Origin of the sequence: Sphingobium aromaticiconvertens, assembly GCF_037154075.1 — a bacterium.
GTDB lineage: Bacteria > Pseudomonadota > Alphaproteobacteria > Sphingomonadales > Sphingomonadaceae > Sphingobium > Sphingobium aromaticiconvertens.
This window is the reverse complement of the sequence record NZ_JBANRJ010000001.1, coordinates 210327-226922: the sequence shown is the minus strand read 5'-3', so window position 1 is coordinate 226922 and position 16596 is coordinate 210327. Positions and strand designations below refer to the sequence as shown.

At 62.6% G+C, this 16596-nt stretch carries 13 protein-coding genes, 1 tRNA gene and 1 riboswitch; of the genes, 4 read left to right on the top strand and 10 right to left on the bottom strand.

Annotated features, from left to right (window positions below; translation table 11 throughout):
* The first annotated feature begins 1 nt into the window (after position 1).
* On the top strand, positions 2–652 hold the full coding sequence (locus WFR25_RS01180) for a transcriptional regulator domain-containing protein (protein ID WP_336967756.1): 651 nt from the start codon (positions 2–4) through the stop codon (positions 650–652).
* A gap of 116 nt (positions 653–768) precedes the next feature.
* Here WFR25_RS01180 and WFR25_RS01175 read toward each other — a convergent pair.
* Positions 769–855: transfer RNA gene (locus WFR25_RS01175), tRNA-Leu, on the bottom strand.
* 181 nt (positions 856–1036) lie between these two features.
* On the opposite strand from WFR25_RS01175, the gene WFR25_RS01170 reads away from it, so the two are divergent.
* Entirely contained in the window at positions 1037–1519 is a 483-nt protein-coding gene (locus tag WFR25_RS01170; RefSeq protein WP_336967753.1) for a hypothetical protein, read from the top strand.
* Positions 1520–1549: 30 nt separating this feature from the next.
* Here WFR25_RS01170 and gltB read toward each other — a convergent pair whose 3' ends face one another.
* The 9 genes from gltB to WFR25_RS01125 all read right to left on the bottom strand — a co-directional run bounded on the left by gltB (position 1550) and on the right by WFR25_RS01125 (position 13454).
* Positions 1550–6088 carry a glutamate synthase large subunit gene (gene gltB, locus WFR25_RS01165; protein ID WP_336967751.1) on the bottom strand — a complete coding sequence of 1513 codons (4539 nt, stop codon included), beginning with the start codon at positions 6086–6088 and terminating at the stop codon, positions 1550–1552.
* The gene (locus tag WFR25_RS01160) at positions 6088–6843 is read right to left on the bottom strand and encodes a DUF2059 domain-containing protein (RefSeq protein WP_336967749.1); all 756 of its coding nucleotides are present in this window, start codon (positions 6841–6843) and stop codon (positions 6088–6090) included. The genes gltB and WFR25_RS01160 overlap by 1 nt, the downstream gene beginning before the upstream one ends.
* A complete protein-coding gene (locus tag WFR25_RS01155) occupies positions 6840–8285 on the bottom strand; it encodes an NAD(P)-dependent oxidoreductase (RefSeq protein WP_336967748.1) in 1446 nt (481 codons plus the stop codon). Before WFR25_RS01155 ends, WFR25_RS01160 begins: the two co-directional genes overlap by 4 nt.
* Positions 8286–8448: 163 nt before the next feature.
* On the bottom strand, positions 8449–9258 hold the full coding sequence (locus tag WFR25_RS01150) for an undecaprenyl-diphosphate phosphatase (protein WP_336967746.1): 810 nt from the start codon (positions 9256–9258) through the stop codon (positions 8449–8451).
* A gap of 151 nt (positions 9259–9409) precedes the next feature.
* Positions 9410–10345: a complex I NDUFA9 subunit family protein gene (locus tag WFR25_RS01145; protein WP_336974563.1), complete on the bottom strand. Its 936-nt coding sequence runs from the start codon at positions 10343–10345 to the stop codon at positions 9410–9412.
* Between the two features lie 163 nt (positions 10346–10508).
* Positions 10509–11084, bottom strand: a complete 576-nt coding sequence (locus WFR25_RS01140; RefSeq protein WP_336967745.1) for a TMEM165/GDT1 family protein — start codon at positions 11082–11084, stop codon at positions 10509–10511.
* A 101-nt stretch (positions 11085–11185) separates the two neighbouring features.
* A riboswitch (yybP-ykoY riboswitch) is annotated at positions 11186–11304 on the bottom strand.
* 24 nt (positions 11305–11328) lie between these two features.
* Entirely contained in the window at positions 11329–11730 is a 402-nt protein-coding gene (locus WFR25_RS01135; RefSeq protein WP_336967742.1) for a DUF4345 domain-containing protein, read from the bottom strand.
* Positions 11723–12199 (bottom strand): DUF2721 domain-containing protein, encoded by a 477-nt coding sequence (locus WFR25_RS01130; RefSeq protein ID WP_336974561.1) that lies wholly within the window; start codon positions 12197–12199, stop codon positions 11723–11725. Before WFR25_RS01130 ends, WFR25_RS01135 begins: the two co-directional genes overlap by 8 nt.
* A 46-nt stretch (positions 12200–12245) precedes the next feature.
* Positions 12246–13454, bottom strand: a complete 1209-nt coding sequence (locus WFR25_RS01125) for an LL-diaminopimelate aminotransferase (protein WP_336967739.1) — start codon at positions 13452–13454, stop codon at positions 12246–12248.
* 141 nt (positions 13455–13595) lie between these two features.
* Between WFR25_RS01125 and WFR25_RS01120 the strand changes: the two genes are divergently transcribed.
* Positions 13596–15335 carry a PHA/PHB synthase family protein gene (locus WFR25_RS01120; RefSeq protein WP_336967738.1) on the top strand — a complete coding sequence of 580 codons (1740 nt, stop codon included), beginning with the start codon at positions 13596–13598 and terminating at the stop codon, positions 15333–15335.
* 163 nt (positions 15336–15498) lie between these two features.
* A complete protein-coding gene (locus tag WFR25_RS01115) occupies positions 15499–16440 on the top strand; it encodes a phasin family protein (protein WP_336967735.1) in 942 nt (313 codons plus the stop codon).
* The last annotated feature ends 156 nt before the right edge of the window (positions 16441–16596 follow it).

Genomic DNA, 16596 nt, shown 5'->3' with positions numbered 1-16596 from the left:
CGTGACCGGGACCGCGCGACTGCCGGACTGGCGCGACAGGGCAGCATATGATGCCATCCCGGCGCTTGGCCGGGACGCTCTTGCCTGGGAAGTGTTGCGTCGCGATCCTGTCTACCGGCGATTTGCCGCGGCCAGCGCACTGACTGCGGAAATGTCTGCAGGCGAGATCGGCTACTCGGTCGCTGCGAAAGCGACGACCGCATCGGATGCCACGAACATTCACCGCTTCGATTCCCGCATCCTCCCTGATGTGGATGGCGAACATGTCCGCCTTATCGTTCATGGCGAGGTGTTTCGCCTGGATGTTGTCTCGGGAACCGTCATGTCAGGCCCCGTCCATCTCACCTACCAGCTCGCGCAGGATGGGCGGTTGGTTCGCAAGATAGACACGATCCAACGACTTGAGCAGGCATTGGCGGGGATTGAGCCGGGCCCGGTCGCGGGGACTTCCCGGATAGTACGATCGGCCATGGCGCTGCGCGCCTACGATGCTCGCGCGGATGGTGCATCTCTCAGGGAAATGGCGGCTATACCTCCGCATGTCTCCGCGCTGGCGCGACCTAGGTGGCTTCCCGAAGTTGCTCGCGAATGGGCGCGGGTTAGCAGCGTCCAACTGAACGGACGAATGGGACGTCCTCGCATCATCCGCTAGGCCTCGATTGGGGCCACCCATCATGCAGTTCGACGCGGGTTTGGCACAGCTTGCAGATTTCTCTATGTGCCAAATTGCGCCAAACCCCCGAAAAATCCTTTGTTTTCAAAGGAAATTGGTGCGGTCAAGAAGACTCGAACTTCCACGGCCTTTCGGCCACAACGACCTCAACGTTGCGCGTCTACCAATTCCGCCATGACCGCACATTTCAAGGGAAACCGGACGGGTCCGGCACTTGGTAGGCGCAGGCCATTAGCAAAGGCTTGTGCCCCATGCAACAACCGATCGCGTCCCTCGTTATGGATGGCATGATCTTCGCGGGGACAAGGCCTCATGAAGCGACAATCGGCCTCTCGCCGCGCGAGAATCAGGAGAAATGCCGCCATGTCGACACGATTCTGGATGGCTAGCGCGGCTTTGATCGGCGGCAGCGTGATGCTGGGATTGGCGGTGGGGTCGTTCGCGACCAGCCAGCCGCCCCGCGTCCTGCCCGGCTATGCGGGCACGATCAATGACGACGTTGGCGATTCGTCGGCTCTTGCCAATAGCCGCCCGGACAAGGGACCAGGGGAGATCGTCTGCAAAGGTTGCGGTCCGACGCTGGCAGAGCGACGCATGGCCGCAGATAATCCGGGCTGGGATGCCGATGGTATGATCGAGGGTACAAGCGACCCAGTGGTCGCCGAGTATCTGACGCAGGAGGTCAAAGCACCACCTGTCGAACGGCCACCGTCGGACATGCATCGTCTGCCCGCCAACATCCAGCGATTCGCCGATGGGGAGGAGGGGGCACCGCCTGTCGCGTCGCCCCCGGTCCCATCTCTGACGTTGGTGCCGGCCCCGCCAATCCCTGCGCCGCCGACCTAAGGATGGCGATCGACAGGGTGGCGGGTCGGCCTATTCCGCCGCAACCACTTCTTGCGGTGCATCGCTCAACGGCTGGGCGAGGCGATTGATCATTTCCTTCGGGCAAACCTGCCAGACATAACGCCGCCAGCGATTCCAATCTTCCAATATGGTGGCCGACCATTTGCTGTCGGTCATCTTTGCATGTTCGGTGATCAGCGCCTTCAGCTCGCCTTCCCAATGCGCGCTTTCCAGCCGCTGCCAGACGATGCTCTCCGGGTTGGCCCGCGCCGGGAAGCTGCCATCCTCGTCCAGGATGAAAGCCATGCCCCCGGTCATGCCCGCGCCGAAATTGGCGCCTGTTTCACCCAGGATCACGGCGGTCCCGCCGGTCATATATTCGCAGCCATTGGCGCCGCAGCCCTCGACCACCACTTTGGCGCCCGAATTGCGGACTGCGAAGCGCTCGCCTGCCTGACCCGCCGCGAACAGCTTGCCGCTGGTCGCGCCATAGAGGACGGTGTTGCCCAGGATGGTATTATCCTTGCTGACCAGCGGGCTGGACACGGTTGTCCGCACGGCGATGATGCCGCCCGACAGGCCCTTGCCGACATAGTCATTGGCGTCGCCAAACACTTCCAGCGTGATGCCCTTGCACAGGAACGCGCCCAGCGACTGGCCCGCCGATCCGCGCAGCCGCACGGTCAGATGCCCGTCCGCCAGAGTGGACATGCCGAACTTCTCGGTGATCTTGGCCGACAGGCGCGTACCGACCGCACGGTGCGTATTGCGCACCGTGTAGGTCAGTTGCATCTTCTCGCCCCGCTCGAACACGGCCTTGGCGTCGCGCATCATCTGCGCGTCCAGGCTGTCGGGCACCTCGTTGCGCCATTCCTTCAGCGAGAAGCGACGTTGTTCGTCGGTCGCATCGACCTTGGCCAATATGGGGTTGAGGTCGAGGTCGTCGAGATGTTCGGCGCCGCGATTGATCTGCTTGAGCAGTTCGGTCCGGCCGATCACCTCGTCCAGGCTGCGATAGCCCAGTCGTGCCAGCACTTCGCGCACTTCCTCGGCGATGAAGGTCATCAGATTGATGACCTTCTCCGGCGTGCCCGTGAACTTCTCACGCAGCGCGCTGTCCTGCACGCATACGCCCACCGGGCAGGTGTTGCTGTGGCACTGGCGCACCATGATACAGCCCATCGCGACCAGCGACAGCGTGCCGATGCCAAACTCTTCCGCGCCCAGGATTGCGGCAATGACGATGTCACGCCCGGTCTTGAGGCCGCCGTCGGTCCGCAGCTTCACCCGATGGCGCAAGCCATTGAGGGTCAATACCTGATTGGCTTCGGACAGACCCATTTCCCAGGGCGTGCCCGCATATTTGATCGAGGTCTGCGGCGAAGCGCCGGTGCCGCCGACATGGCCCGCGATCAGGATGACGTCGGCATGGGCCTTTGCCACGCCCGCCGCCACGGTGCCGATGCCCGCCTGACTGACCAGCTTCACGCAGACGCGCGCGCGCGGATTGATCTGCTTGCAGTCGTAGATGAGCTGCGCCAGATCCTCGATCGAATAGATGTCATGGTGCGGCGGCGGCGAGATCAGCGTCACGCCCGGCGTCGAATGGCGCAGCTTTGCGATGAACTCAGTCACCTTGAAGCCGGGCAACTGCCCGCCCTCACCGGGCTTGGCGCCCTGAGCGACCTTGATCTCGATCTCTTCGGCTGATCCCAGATATTCGGCATGGACGCCGAAGCGGCCGGACGCGATCTGCTTGATGACCGAATTGGCGTTGTCACCATTTTCATAAGGCTTGAAACGGTTTGCATCCTCGCCGCCTTCGCCGCTGACCGCCTTCGCGCCGATGCGGTTCATGGCGATCGCCAGCGTTTCATGCGCCTCGGGCGACAGCGCGCCCAGGCTCATGCCGGGCGTCACGAAGCGCTTGCGGATCTCTGTGGTGGCTTCCACCTCGTCGATCGGCACGGCTTCGCGGGCGAAGTTGAACTCCAGCAGGTCGCGCAGATAGACTGGCGGCAAATCGCGCACGCCGCGCGAAAATTGCAGATAGGTCGAATAGCTGTCGGTTGCGACCGCCGTCTGCAACAGGTGCATCAACTGCGCTGAATAGGCGTGGCTTTCCCCCCCGTTGCGCTGGCGATAGAAGCCGCCGACCGGCAGGCGCAGCACTGCCGCGTCATAGGCCATTTCGTGCCGCAGGCTGGCGCTATAGTGGAGCGAGGCATAGCCTTCGCCGGAGATTTTCGCGGGCATGCCTGGGAACAGGTCGTTCACCAGCGCGCGGGACAGGCCCACCGCCTCGAAATTATAGCCGCCACGATAGCTGCTGATGACCGCGATGCCCATTTTGGACATGATCTTCAGCAGGCCTTCGTTGATGGCGACCCGATAGCGTTCGAAACAGGCGTCGAGGTCGAGGCTGCCGAAAAGGCCGCGGGCATGGCGGTCGGCGATGCTGGCTTCGGCCAGATAGGCGTTCACCGTGGTCGCGCCGACGCCGATCAGCACCGCGAAATAATGGGTGTCCAGCGCCTCGGCGCAGCGCACGTTGATGGACGCATAGGAGCGCAGCCCTTTGCGGACCAGATGCGTGTGTACCGCTGCTGCGGCCAATACGCCGGCAATGGCGATCCGGTCCGGCCCGACATTCTCGTCGGTCAGGAACAGTTCGGTCCGCCCTTCGCGCACTGCCTGCTCGGCTTCTTCGCGGATGCGGGCGATCGCGCCGCGCAATTGCTCCTGCCCGCCATCCTTTGAGAAGGTGCAATCGATCTGCGCCACGGCCGGGCCGAAATGCGCCTTCAGCCGTGCCCATTCGGCGCTGGTCAGCACCGGTGAATCCAGCACCAGCACATGGCTGTTCTGCTTGTCCTGCTCCAATATGTTGTGGAGGTTGGAAAAGCGCGTCTTGAGGCTCATCACATGCCGTTCGCGCAAGGAGTCGATCGGCGGGTTGGTGACCTGGCTGAAATTCTGGCGGAAGAAATGGCTGACCGTGCGCGGCTTGTCGGAGATGACCGCCAGCGGCGTGTCGTCACCCATCGATCCAATGGCTTCCTTCGCATCCTCGACCATGGGCGAGAGGATCAGTTCCAGATCCTCCAGCGTCAGGTTGGCGGCGACCTGACGGCGCGTCAGGTCCGCCTTGTCCCAATTGGGCAGGGCGCTTTGCGCTTGCGGCAGGTCACTGACCGCCATGAAGTCCTTGATCAGTTCGCCATAGGGGCGCTCGCCCGCGATCCGATCCTTTATCGCGCGGTCGTCATAGAGTTCGCCCTCTTGCAGATCAATGGCGATCATCTGGCCCGGACCCATGCGCCCCTTGCGGACGATCGTCGTCTCGGGGACCACGACCATGCCGGTCTCCGACCCCACGATCAGCAGGTTGTCGCCGGTCAGCGTGTAGCGCAGCGGGCGCAGCGCGTTGCGGTCGACACCCGCGACGATCCAGCGGCCATCGGTCATCGCCAGCGCGGCGGGGCCGTCCCACGGCTCCATGACGGAGGCGAGATATTCATACATGTCGAGATGCGGCTTTGGCGTCTCGCCGCCGGCCTGCCATGCTTCGGGCACCAGCATCAGCTTGGCCGTCGGCGCATCGCGGCCGGAACGGCAGATCGCTTCGAACACGGCGTCCAGCGCGGCGGTGTCGGACGCGCCTGCCGGGATCACCGGCTTGATGTCCTCCGACTGGTCGCCAAAGGCCAGGCTGGCCATCTTGATCTCGTGGCTTTTCATCCAGTTCTGGTTGCCGCGAATCGTGTTGATCTCGCCATTATGGGCAAGCGTGCGGAATGGCTGGGCCAGCCACCATTGCGGGAAAGTGTTGGTCGAATAGCGCTGGTGGAAGATGGCGACGCGGCTCTCAAACCGCTCATCCTGAAGGTCGGGATAGAAAACCGACAGGCTTTCGGCCAGGAACAACCCCTTGTAGATGATCGAGCGGCACGACAGCGAACAGACGTAGAAATCCTGGATCTGCGCGGCGATCACCTTCTTCTCGATCCGGCGGCGGATGAGGTAAAGGTCCTTTTCGAACTCGCCAATGTCGCGTTCCTCGGGCATCGGTCCGGCGACCATGATCTGCTCGATCTCTGGCCGGGTGCGCTGCGCCTTTTCGCCGATGACGGACACGTCGACCGGCACCTGACGCCAGCCATAGATGGTGTAGCCCGCGTCGATGATCTCGCTCTCGACGATCGTGCGGCAGGTTTCCTGCGCGTTCAGGTCCGTGCGCGGCAGGAAGATCATGCCGACGGCCAGACGATTGGGCAGAGGCTTGTGACCGGAGTCCGCGATCGCGTCGTCAAAGAAGCGCACCGGCAGGTCGACATGGATGCCCGCGCCATCGCCGGTCTTGCCATCGGCATCGACCGCGCCACGGTGCCATACTGCTTTCAATGCGTCGATCGCGCTGGCGACCACGCGCCGCGATGCGCGACCATCGGTTGCCGCGACCAGGCCCACGCCACAGGCGTCACCTTCGAAATCGGGGCGGTACATGCCTTCGGCCGCGATCCGTGCGCGTTCTTCGGGGCTGGCCATGAAGTTTGTCTGGTCGGTCATTATTCGGTCCCTTCCGCAGGCTGTGCGGCGCTATCCTTAAGGTCGCTGGACTTTATGCCCAGCAACTGGGCCAATTTGGTTTTTTCCGCATCCGACAAGTCGGATGCCTTGCGGGGCGGTGGCAGGCTCTCGGTGGCCTTCTTCGCCTTTTCCGCCATATCCGGTATCTTCTTCATCATTTCGGGCATCAACGCCTGCATCTCGCTCATGATGTCCGGGTCCATCATCATCGACATATAGTCGCTGGCGAACCGGTTGCCGGTGGGCGTCGCGAAAAACGCATTAATCTCGCCCAACTGCCGGACATCGAACTTGCGCGCATAGGCGCGGGTCAGCGCGCCGCGGACATTGGGTTCGAACCCGTCCATCAGATCGGTCATGCCGCCCATCATGGCGTCCATGCCCAGCTTGGTCCGCTCACGGAAATGCGGGTCGACGATCGTGCTCACTTCTTCCAGTGATGCTTCGCTCATTCCGGTCAGCTTGTCCGCAGGCACGCCACTGATCCGGGCGATCTGGGCGATCGGCATTTTCATTACGCCACCGATCATGCTGTCCATCATCTTGGACATGGTTCCGCCCATCATCCGTCGGTAGGTGCCGACGGGAAACAGCTTGTCCACGACCGGCCGGGCCGCTGCGACGCGCGCGGGATCGGCGGATGCGATCACGGTCGAATCCGCCTGTGCCTGCGTGATGGGCAGCGCGCCGCCCATGGCGAGAGCGATCAGAAAGGAGCGAAACGCTGCCCTCACGCCGCGACCCTTTCGCCTGCCTTCGCCTTCACGGTCAGGTAGCGGTGCATATGTTCGGTCACGTCGCGACCGTCGCGGATCGCCCAGACGACCAGCGATGCGCCGCGCACGATGTCGCCCGCCGCAAAGACGCCATCCATGCTGGTCATCATCGTCTTGTGATCGACGCGCAGCGTGCCCCAGCGGGTGACGGACAGATCCTCCGCGCCGAACAGCTTGGGCAGTTCTTCTGGATCATAGCCCAGCGCCTTGATGACCATGTCGGCCTCCAGCGTGAACTCGCTGCCGGGGTCCGGCTCTGGCGCACGGCGGCCTGACGCGTCGGGTGCGCCAAGGCGCATCTTCGTGACCTTGACGCCAGACACATGTTCGGTGCCTTCAAAGGCGATGGGGGCGGAAAGCCAGACGAACTCGACGCCTTCCTCTTCCGCATTGGCGACCTCGCGCTGCGATCCGGGCATATTTTCGCGGTCGCGGCGATAGAGACACTTCACGGACCTGGCGCCCTGACGGATGGCGGTGCGAACGCAATCCATCGCGGTGTCGCCGCCGCCGATGACGACGACATTCTTGCCCGTCGCCAGCAGCGAACCGTCGGTGTGGCTGGGTACATCATCGCCAAAGCCGGCCTTGTTGGAGGCGGTGAGGAAATCCAGCGCCTTGACCACGCCGGGCGCGCCCACGCCCGGCGCGCGGATGTCGCGCGATTTGTAAACGCCGGTGGCGATAAGGATTGCGTCATGCTTTGCGCGCAATTCTTCCATGCTCGCGTCGCGACCGACCTCGAAATTTTCGTGGAAGACGATGCCGCCGTCCTTCAATCGCTGGACGCGGCGCATGACGATGTCCTTCTCCAGCTTGAAGCCGGGAATGCCATAGGTCAGCAGCCCGCCCGCGCGGTCATGCCGGTCATAGACATGCACTTCATGCCCCGCCACGCGCAGATATTCCGCTGTCGTCAGGCCAGCAGGCCCGGCGCCGATGATGGCCACGGACATGCCGGTGGCCGCGCCGGGCACGACCGGCTCGACCCAGCCTTCCTTCCAGGCTGTGTCGGTGATGAACTTTTCCACGCTGCCGATGGTGACGGCGCCGTGGCCGGAAAATTCGATGACGCAATTGCCTTCGCACAGGCGGTCCTGCGGGCAAATGCGACCGCAGATTTCCGGCATGGTGCTGGTCTGGTTCGACAATTCATAGGCTTCGCGGACGCGCCCCTCGGCGGTCAGGCGCAGCCAGTCGGGGATGTGGTTGTGCAGCGGGCAATGGGTCGCGCAATAGGGCACGCCGCATTGCGAACAGCGCGACGCCTGCTCTTCGGCCTTTTCGACCAGGAAGCTGCGGCTGATCTCGGCAAAATCCTCGGCGCGCTCGTTCGCGGCGCGTTTCTCGGGGTAAGCCTGTCCGGTTCCTACGAATTTCAGCATCGGATTGTCGGCCATTATGCGCCCCTTGGTTGGATACGGGGCGTCTTTAACAGAAAAACCCGCGCAGTCACGTGGATTCCGACAATATGGACAGTATTTCTGTCCTATATTTCAGGCCGCCTGAACGATTTTGTGGCCGCGCTGCAATATTATTTCAAATAATATGGCCATATCGGGACTATCTAACGCTGAGCCACACTAGCGCGCCGATTCCGGCGATGATTCGATACCAGGCAAAAGGGCCGAATCCATGTTTGGACACCAGCCCCACGAACCAGCGGATCACCAGAAGGGCAACGATGAATGAGACAATAAAGCCGAGCGCGATGCTGTCCCAGCCAACCGCGCCCGATGTGATCTGGTCGCCCTTCTTCAACAGTTCCAGGGCAGTTGCGCCCAGCATGGTCGGGATGGCGAGGAAGAAGCTGAACTCTGCCGCTGTCCGCCGTTCCACGCCTAGCGTCAGCGCGCCCATGATCGTTGCGCCCGAGCGGCTGACGCCTGGGATCATGGAGATGCACTGGATCAGTCCGATACCAATGACCCGGACGACCGGAATGTCGGCGATGCCGACGAAGCGCTGTTCCTTGATCACGCGCTCGATCGCCAGGATGGCGATGCCGCCGACGATCAGCGCCCACGCGACCACTTTGGGCGATCCCAGCAGGATTTCGATATAGTCATGGACTGCCAGGCCGACGACTGCAGCGGGAATGAAGGCGATGATGAGGTTCCGCAGGAAGCGCCAACTATGCGGCTCCCGCTTCAGCAGGCCCATGCCCACGGCCCAGAAGGTCCGCCAGTAGAGGACGACTACCGCCAGGATCGCGCCCAACTGGATGATGACGTTGAACATCGCCCAGACCGATGCGTCATAGCCCAGAAGTTCGCTGGCGAGGATGAGGTGCCCGGTCGAGGATACCGGCAGGAATTCGGTCAGCCCCTCGACAATGCCCAGCAGGATGACGGTCAGATAATGCATGTCCATCGGTGCGTTCTATCCCTCGCTAAAGATCCGCCCCGGCGGGACAGGAGGATGCGCGCCCTCTCAAGCGGCATCCTTGGTCAGTCCCGCAGGACCGTTCACCTCTCCTGGAAGAAGGGGTTACTACCCTCTCCTGAAAAATATATGCTGAAAATCAGGCCTTGGCGCGCCCGGCAAAGCGTCCGTGGCGGCGGAAGCGCACCAACCAGCTTTCGGCCACTGATGCCATCGGCGTGGGCGTAACGCCCAGCGCGGCCAGGTCTGCGACGCCCGGCGCTACGATATTGTCCTTTTGCAGCAGCGCCCACTGGTCCTTGGTGATTGGCGCGCCCGGCAGGAAGCCGAAGGTCGCGATCAGGCCGGCGATCGGCGCGGGGACGGCGACCAGCGGCTTGTCGCGGCCGATGCTCTTGCCGATCCAGGCGTTCAATTCCATCATGGACAGTATCTGCGGTCCGCCCAGTTCATAGGTCTTGCCCCCATGCGCTTTCGGATCGCCCGCTGCATTAGCGATCGCGCGGGCCACGTCGGCGACATAGACAGGCTGGAACTTCGTGTCCGGCGCCATCACCGGCACGACCGGGGCTATGCTGATCAGGTTGGCGAAGCGGTTGATGAACTGATCCTCGCGGCCAAAGATGATCGAGGGACGCAGGATGGTCGCGGTGGGAAAGGCGGCCTTGACCGCCACCTCGCCAGCGGCCTTGGAGCGCGCATAGCCCGCCGGGCTTTCCGCGTCCGCGCCGATCGCCGACACATGGATCAGCACCTTGGCGCCCGCCTCAGCCGCAGCCTTGGCCACATTGGCTGCGCCCAGATGCTGGACAGCCTCGAAGTCGCCCGACAGGATGCCGACCAGATTGATCACAACATCGCTGTCCGTGATTGCGCGCGCGACGCTGTTGGGCTTGGTGATGTCGGCCGCGACGAACTGGGTCTGACCCAGGCCGCCCAAAGGCTTCACCCGGAACGCGTCACCGATGTTGCGCTGCGCCACGCGTACCCGCGCCCCGCGCGCCAGCAGTTCCTGCACGACCTGACGGCCAAGGAAACCGCCGCCGCCGAACACTGTAACCAGACAATCCTTCATCGCGCGTCCCACATCCTGTTCGGGGGAAAAATAGTCCCGCCTCCCTTGCAACAGCCGCCGCCCGCTGACAACCGCCTGCGCGACATTTCGTCGCACCGCAGCATCGTCATCGCGCGGCGAAGAAGCCCGCGGGCGATCAGGCCTCCGAACCCTACAACTATCCCTACACCCATCCCTGAAGGCTCGCCAGCATCCACAGGCCCAGCGCCAGAAACAACAACGCCGCGCCAACCTGCAACGCGCGCATCGGCACCCGCTTCGCCAGCGCCTCGCCGAACAGCACGGCAGGCACATTGGCGATCATCATGCCCAAGGTCGTGCCCGCCGTTACCGCGAAGAGATTGTCGAACTGCGCGCCCAGTGCCACCGTCGCGACCTGTGTCTTGTCTCCCATCTCGACCAGGAAGAAGGCGACCAGCGTTGTTACGAACACGCCCGCCTTCGATGGTGCCTTCAACGGGGCATCCTCGTCGATCGTATCGGGCACCAATGTCCAGGCGGCCATGGCGATGAAGCTCAATGCCACGGCATAGCGGAACCAGTCCTGCGTCAGCACACCCGCGATCGAATGGCCGACCAGCGCGGCAAGAAAATGATTGGCCAGCGTCGCAAACAGGATGCCGAAGATGATCGGCAGAGGCTTGCGGAAACGGGTGGCGAGCAGCATCGCCAGCAACTGTGTCTTGTCGCCCATTTCGGCAAGGGCGACCAGCGCGGTGGAGGTGTAGAGGGCTTCCATGGACAGGCTGTCTTTCCGGGGCCGGGCAGAAAAGAGAACGCAATGCCACCGGCCTTCTCCGCCCGGCCGGGACGAAAAAGCCGATGCCATTGGTCTCGCCCGACACGAAGCTGCGTTCGCGTCCCATATGCCATGACCTCTCGGCCAAATATGTTGACATATGGCCCGTTCGATTGTGCGAACGGCTGGCTACTCCCCAGATGACGCGCCAGCCTGTAGGCGAGCTGCGAAAGGAAGGCAAGCGTCAGGCGCGCTCTTGACCCGCTCGTCGGGCGACCCGCGCCTGCCAGAGTATCAGCAGCGGCACCACGCCCAGCTCCATGAAGAGGCCAAAGATATGTCCGCGTGAGGGCGGGCCAACCGCCGCCAACGAAATCAGCCGGGCGCATCCGCCCGCAACCACCAGCGCACCCAGCAGACGAAAGCGTGGCCCCTTTGCGGCTATGCCGGGGATGCAGGTGACGAAGGCCACGCCCACTCCCAGGAATATACCGCTCATATAGCGAAAATGGCTGTCGAGATCGGCGGATACGTCGCTGACACCCCGAATCCATTCTGGTCCCAGCAACGCGCCACGGCTTCCGGCGATCAGCGGCACCAGGCAGGCGATGGCGACCACCCCCTGCAAGGCGCGCATTTCACGCATCCGCCTCTTCTTCGGCCTGATGATAGAGGACTTCGTTGCGGATATGGATGGTGCGCGACGCCAGCCGGATTTCCTGAATGAAGGTGGCAAAGGCCGCGGCCTGCAACACCATGCTGACAATGAACAGCACCGCGATGGTGTTGCCCAGATGGCCCTGGAACAGTTCTGCCGCGAACAACAGGATGACGACCAGGCAGATGGCGCAACCCGACGCCACCGACAGGAAGATGGCGCTGTTGACGACGCTCATCCGGCGGTCGAGCGTCCGGATCTCGGCGACCAGCCGGTCATGCTCCTTGCCGCGCGATTCCAGCACGCCCTTCTCGACAAGGCGGGCGCGGTCGATCACGCGCGCCAGCCGACCGGCGCACAGGTTGAGAAAGGCACCGATCCCGGCCAGCATGAAGACTGGGGCGACCGTCAACTGGATGGTCTGTGCAATATGCGTGACCTGCGGCAACGGCAGGATGCCGGCGATCCCGCTCACAGGTTGCGCCCTGCCTTGTCGCCGGGAATCAGGCCGCACCCTTGGCGGGTGTGTTGACCCCCATGGACTGAAGATATTTCTTCACGTTGCGCGCGGCCTGTCGCAGCCGCTGCTCATTCTCGACCATGGCGATGCGGACATAGCCCTCGCCATCCTCGCCATAGCCCACGCCCGGCGCGACCGCGACCTTGGCATGGGTCAGCAACTGCTTGGAAAATTCCAGGCTGCCCATATCCTTGAGCGCAGGGGGCAAGGGTGCCCAGGCGAACATAGAGGCGCGGGGCGCGGGAATGTCCCAGCCTGCCCGCGCGAAACTCTCGACCAGAACGTCGCGGCGCTTGTGGTAGAGTTCGCGGTTCTTGGCGACGATGTCCTGCGGTCCGTTGAGCGCCGCGCAGGCGGCTGCCTGGATCGGCGTGAACGCACCATAATCGAGATAGCTTTTCACCCGCGTCATGGCCGCGATCAACTGGCGGTTGCCGACCGCGAAGCCGATGCGCCAGCCGGCCATCGAATAGGTTTTGGACAGCGAGGTGAACTCGATCGCAATGTCTTTCGCGCCCGGCACCTGCAGGATCGAGGGCGTTGGATTGCCGTCATAATAGAGTTCGGAATAGGCAAGGTCGGATAGCACCCAGACCTTGTTCTCCTTCGCCCAGGCCACCAGCCGCTCGTAGAAAGCGAGATCGACCGTCTCCGCAGTCGGATTGGACGGATAGTTGACCACCAGAATCGACGGGCGCGGCACGGTAAAGGCCATCGCCCGGTCCAGCGCCGTGAAATAATGCTCGTCCGGGGTTGTCGGCACCGACCGGATGGTTGCGCCCGCGATGATGAAACCGAACATATGGATCGGATAGCTGGGGTTGGGCGCCAGCACGACGTCGCCCGGCGCGGTGATCGCGGTGGCGAGGCTGGCGAGGCCTTCCTTCGACCCCATGGTCACGACGACTTCATTTTCCGGGTCCAGATCGACGCCGAAACGGCGCGCATAATAGTTGGCCTGCGCCTTGCGCAGCCCCGGAATCCCCTTTGATTGGGAATAGCCGTGGGCGTCGGGCTTGGACGCCACCTCGATCAGCTTTTCGATGACGTGCGGCGGCGGCGGCAGGTCGGGATTGCCCATGCCAAGGTCGATAATGTCCTCACCCGCGGCCCGCGCGGCGGCCCGCATGCCGTTGACTTCGGCAATGACATAAGGCGGCAGGCGTTTCATGCGGTAAAATTCTTCGGACATTATAGGGGCTTTCCTGAAAGGTCTCCGTGGAGGATAGTGGGCGCAGCCTGTTCGGGCGACGCGCTGTCGCTATATCGCGGTTGGCGGGGGCGCGCCAGCGAAAGCAGTGGCCCGGAGAGGGCCAGGGAGAGGAAGATGGCGATGAGCGATTCGGCGACGACAGAAGCGGCTCTCCCCACGCTGGAACAGATGCAGCAATGGACCAGCGTGATTGGCCGCGCCCAGCAACTGATGCTTGAGCAGGCGGCGGGCGCGACGGGGCGGATGCTGCCATTCGAGCCGCAGGTCGTGGCGTCGATCCAGACCAGCTTTGCCGAGGAGGGCATGGCCCTGTGGCAGCGTTTCCTGGATGCAGGCGGCCTGCTGCGGGAAGAGCCGCTGCCCGTGCCAGCCGACAGTCCGGCCGCGCGCCGCGACAAGCGTTTCGCCGATCCGGCCTGGACCACGCATCCTTTTTACGACCTCATCCGGCAAAGCTATCTGCTGACCTCCGACTATCTCACCCGCCTGGCCGATGCCGTCGATGGCGTGGACCCAAAGCAGAAGGCAAGCCTGCGCTTTGCCACCAGCGGCATGATCGACGCGCTTTCGCCCAGCAACTTCCCGCTGACCAATCCCCTCGTCTGGCAAAAGACGATGGAGTCGGGCGGCGAGAATCTGGTGAAGGGACTTCAGCATCTGTTGGCCGACATGGAAAAGGGCCAGCTCACCCACACTGATGGCAGCACGTTCGAACTGGGGCGCAACATCGCCTCGACACCGGGCAAGGTGGTGAAGGAAACGCCGCTCTATCAGTTGATCCAATATACGCCGACCACCGACAAGGTGCTGCAGACGCCGCTGATCATCTTCCCGCCATGGATCAACCGCTTCTACATCCTCGACCTGTCGCCGGAAAAAAGCTTCGTCAAATGGGCGGTGGATCAGGGGATCACCGTCTTCATGGTGTCGTGGAAATCGGCCGACGCGTCGATGAAGGACGTGATCTGGGACGATTATATTCAGGATGGGCAGATCGACGCGATCGACACGGTGCGCGACCTGTTGAACGTGCCCAGCGTCCACACGATCGGCTATTGCGTCGCGGGGACCACGCTGGCCGCGACCCTTGCCCTGCTTGCGGCGCGCGGGGAAGCGGACAAGGTGGCCAGCGCGACCTTCTTCACGGCCCAGGTCGATTTCAGCATGGCCGGCGACCTCACTTTGTTCGTGGGTGATGAACAGATGAAGCTGGTCGATCAACTGTCCTCGGGCGGTTTCCTTGATGGGCGCTATATGGCGGCGACCTTCAACCTGCTGCGCGGGCGCGATCTTATCTGGAGCTATGTGGTCAATAATTACCTGTTGGGTCAGGACTATCCGCCTTTTGACCTGCTCTACTGGAATGGCGACACCACCAACCTGCCCGCGCGCTGGCACAGGGATTATCTGACCAGCCTGTATCGCGACAATCTGCTGGTGCAGCCGGGCGCGATCAGCGTTGCGGGGACGCCGATCAACCTGACCACGATCATGACCCCCTGCTATGTGCAGGCGGGGAAAGAAGATCATATCGCCCCGCTCGAAAGCGTGTGGAAACTGACCGAGCATCTGTCCGGTCCGGTCCGCTTCGTACTGGCAGGGTCGGGCCATATTGCGGGGGTCGTCAATCCGCCCGCGGCGGGGAAGTATCAATATTGGACCTGCGAAGCGGCAAAGGACTCGCTGGAGAATTTTGTTGCGGATGCGAAAGAAACCAGCGGAAGCTGGTGGCCGGACTGGGTGCAATGGATCAGCGACCTGACCCCTGAGGCCGTCCCTGCCGCGCGTGCGCGGCAGCCCGGAAAGGGTAAATTGAAGGCGATCGAGGATGCGCCCGGACGCTACGTAAAGGCGCGTTGATTCGAAAAATCAGGGCGGTTCCTCGGCCCATCTGGCCTTTATCGCGATGACCTGCGCCTGATCTGGGATAGGCCGCTCCCCAAAAATTTGCTGCACCGCAACATAGGCCTTGCGCTGAAAGGCGAAAATGCATATTGTGCAACGCAACAAATGGAGGATGGTTGTGGCCGTTACCCCTAAGCCTAGCAGTCGCCGAAGCCCGGCGCGCAAGTCAGTCCGGCCCAAAGCCGCTCCCGGCATATTGTCCGCGAGCGAGGCGTTGAAGGCCGCCGAATCCGCGATCGAACCGACCAAGCCCAAGGCGCCTGCCAGCAAGGCTGCGCCCAAGGTGGCGAAAAAGGCTGCGCCGGTGAAGGTCGCCGCGCCGAAACCAGTCGCTGCGAAGGTCGCTATTCCCGACCCTGTAGCCCCAGACCCAGTAGCCATCGTGGCCGCCACGACGGCGGTCGATGCAGCGCCGGAGCCGGTTGTCGAAAAGGTTGTCGAGGCAACCGCGAAGCCTGCCGCCAAAACTGTCACGCCAGTGACGTCGGCAAAGGTCAAGATTGAACCGGTGAAGGCCGCATCAACAGCAACAGCCCAACCCACCAAAGTAAAGCCCGCGCCTACAGCGCAAGACGTCCGTGCAGAAGGAACCAAGATGATGAACGACGTGATCGAGACCGGCAAGAAGTTCGCAGAAGACGCCAAGGCGAAAATGGAAACGGCTTATGCCGACCTGAACGAGAAGGCGAAGGCCGGGGTCGAGAAGTCGACCAAGGCGCTGGAAGAAATCAGCGACATCACCAAGGGCAATGTCGAGGCGCTGGTCGAATCCGGCAAGATCGCGGCAAAGGCCATGGAAACGCTGGGCCAGGATGCCGTTGATTATAGCCGCAAGAACTATGAGAAGGCGACTGCGACGATCAAGAGCTTCTCGACCGTCAAGACGCCGACCGAGTTCTTCCAGTTGCAAAGCCAGCTGTTCGCCAGCGCTTTCGACGATTTCAGCAAGCAATCCGCCAAGGGCAGCGAAGCGTTCATCAAGCTGGCCAATGAAGTGTCCCAGCCGCTGACCGCTCGCGTGACCGTCGTCACCGACAAGATCAAGTCGCTGGCCGCCTGATTGGCGACCGGCTGACCCTCTGGTCGAGCTAGAGCGTTTTCCAAGCAGGTGAAATCACCTGCTGGCTTGCGAAAACGCGGTAAATCAAAAGACTAGAGCAGCCGAGCCGATGCAATCGGATCGGATTATGCTCTAGGTACAAGGGCGCTCTTTTCC